Here is a 2,480-nt window from a genome sequence, read left to right as displayed (position 1 = left end):
GCGAAAACGGTTCTTCGAGTATCGCGGCTGCCGGGTCTTGTGTACCTACCATCCAGCCTATCTCTTGCGCAACCCGGCGGCCAAGAAGGACGTCTGGGAAGACATGCAGTTGCTGATGGGCGAGATGGGACTCGTGCTGCCGGGCAAGTAAGGCGCGGGCGAGCTCACGCCGCCTTGGGCGACAGCATCTTGCTCATCGCCTCCAGCAGTTGGCTGAGCTTGATCGGCATCTGCATCACGATCCGGTGCGGCGCGAGGCTCGCTTCGACCTGCTTCGACCAGGAGCGATGTTCCGGGGCCAACAGGAGAATGGCCGGCACCGAACTGGTCTGCTCGCCGGCGGCGAACTCTTGAAACGTGGTCAGCGCCGGCTCGCCGATTTGCCCGGTGCTGAACACGATCACGTCGGCCGGCTTTTTATCGTCCTGAAACCGCTCCAGCGCCCGCCGCGGATCGCCGATCACCAGCACGCGATAACCGGCCTTCTTCAGCTCTTCGCGAAAGACGTCCTGCATCTTGCCGTTCGACTCGACAATCATCAGTCCGCGGCGCTGGCTGTCGGCGGCCAAAGCCGAGGCCATCCGTTCGCGGTCCGCTTCCCACCGGCTGGCGGCGACCTGCTCGTCCGCGGCATGCGTGTCGCCGGCCGCGAGCCGTTCGGCGGCAACGTTCAAATCGACCAGCATCTGGCCGGGGGTCTGATAACGCTTGTCCGGTTCGATCTGCATGGCCTGCGACACGATCGCCGCCACGATCTTGGGAACGGTCGCGTCGGCCTGCTGGATGGGCACGAATTCGGTGTATCGCGACTTCGACAGCCGCTGAATTCGGTCGCGCGTCTCAAACAGCGGCGATTGGCCCATCAGCATTTGATAATAGATGACGCCAAGAAAGTAGATGTCGCTGCGCTGATCGTCCTTGCGCACGCCCGTGGCCCGCTCCAGGCCCGCATAGTCAATGGTACGGGCGTTGATCGTCTCACCCAGGCTCTCGTCGGCCACGTTGGTGTCGGTGCCGGCCAGGCCGAAATCGACCAGCTTCGCCTGCCCCTTGCTGGAGATCAGGATGTTCGACAGCTTCAGGTCGCGATGAAAGACGCCATGTTCGAAGGCGTAGCGCAGTCCGCTCGTGATCTCAATCATCATCCGCGTCGCTTCGGCCGGTTCCAGTTTCTTGCGAATCTTGAGAAACTCGCGGAGATTGCGGCCTTCGATGAACTCCATCACCAGGAAGTGCGTGCGGCCCTTGGAATAGACTTCGTAAATCGGCACGATGTTGGCGTGCCGCAACGTCAGGCCGACTTGGCCCTCGCGCACGAAGTGTTCCCGCTGGGCGGGGTCGTCGCTGTAGCGCTTGCGGAGGACTTTCAGCGCCCGCACGACGCCCGTCTCCTTATGGGCGGCGCGATACACGCGGGCAAAGCTTCCGCCAGCCACCATGTAGAGCACCTTGTAATCGCCGTAGAAGTAGCCGGACCGTTCGCCCTTGAGCAGGCGGTCGAGCTGAAAATTCGTGAGCAACTCACGGCGCAGCACAAACTGCACGAATTCGTCGGCAGGAACGTTGCGACGTCCGAAGTCGCCCCAGATTTCCTGGAGTTGTCGTTCGCTAAGCAGGTCGAGGTCGAACGCGCGCTGAGCGATTTGTTCAGCCGTGAGCTCGGCCATGGCAGGCTCCCCGGTTCCAAAATCGGCGCCCGACTTGCCCTCGCCTGCTGTGGAGCGCGTGCGACGTGGCGTCGGGGACCATTGAATTCTTCATCCTATGCCAGCGCGGCCCATGTCGCAACGCTTTCGCGCATTTTACTTCACACCATCGCTTCAGGCTTCCAGTTGCCGGCGGTACTCGTCGCGTTCGCGTCGCGTGGCCTCCAAGTCGAACAGCAGGTATTTCATGTCGAGCCGCAATTGGCTGAGGGCGTCCTGCACCAGGTGCAAAATCCGGCGGCGGCGACGCGTGCTGTCGATCACGCGGTTCAACACCGGCCGAATCATTTCCAGGTATTCCACCGGCAGGTGATCGATGGCCGCGGTCAAGTCGATCAAATCCTGGGGAAGCTCGTCGGTGGTGGAGTTGACAACGCGGGATGTCTGGGTCATGGCGGGCCTCTGCTGGTTGTTTCGGGTATGACCGAACGAAAAGCAGACGACGTGCCAGCGGTTCCCCCATGAAGCCGTTGGGTGTCATAAGTGTTTGTTAAATAGAGACTTAGATCGCTGGCATGCACCGTGTTGAACCCAAACCGCTGTGCTGCGAAAAGGCGACATCCGGCCTGGAGGTAGATCGCAAATCCTGATACAAGACCACGTTGCGCAAAGGTGCTCCCGCGGGCGCCGCGTGGCCTTTGTGAAACATTTCGCCCCGACGTCCCCACAATCACACGGGAGACACCGCCGGAAACTCATGTTGCCCTTTGGTAGCACTGTAGGGTGGGACCAGCGAGCTTGCGAGCGCCGGCCCACCATCGGCGCGACTCAATG

General features: G+C 61.5%; 2 protein-coding genes. Both read right to left on the bottom strand.

Going from position 1 to position 2,480, the window contains the following annotated elements:
* Window positions 1–164: 164 nt before the first annotated feature.
* Window positions 165–1,667: a protein kinase gene (locus VNH11_14285; protein ID HVA47535.1), complete on the bottom strand. Its 1,503-nt coding sequence runs from the start codon at window positions 1,665–1,667 to the stop codon at window positions 165–167.
* A 153-nt stretch (window positions 1,668–1,820) separates the two neighbouring features.
* Window positions 1,821–2,099: a transcriptional regulator gene (locus VNH11_14280; protein HVA47534.1), complete on the bottom strand. Its 279-nt coding sequence runs from the start codon at window positions 2,097–2,099 to the stop codon at window positions 1,821–1,823.
* Between the last annotated feature and the right edge of the window lie 381 nt (window positions 2,100–2,480).

It is taken from the genome of Pirellulales bacterium, from assembly GCA_035533075.1.
Classification (GTDB): Bacteria; Planctomycetota; Planctomycetia; order Pirellulales; family JAICIG01; genus DASSFG01.
This window is presented reverse-complemented; position numbering and strand designations above follow the sequence as displayed.

Bases quoted from the DNA above. Each gene is read 5' to 3' on its own strand.
- VNH11_14285 (HVA47535.1), bottom strand. From the start codon at position 1,667: ATGGCCGAGCTCACGGCTGAACAAATCGCTCAGCGCGCGTTCGACCTC.
- VNH11_14280 (HVA47534.1), bottom strand. From the start codon at position 2,099: ATGACCCAGACATCCCGCGTTGTCAACTCCACCACCGACGAGCTTCCC.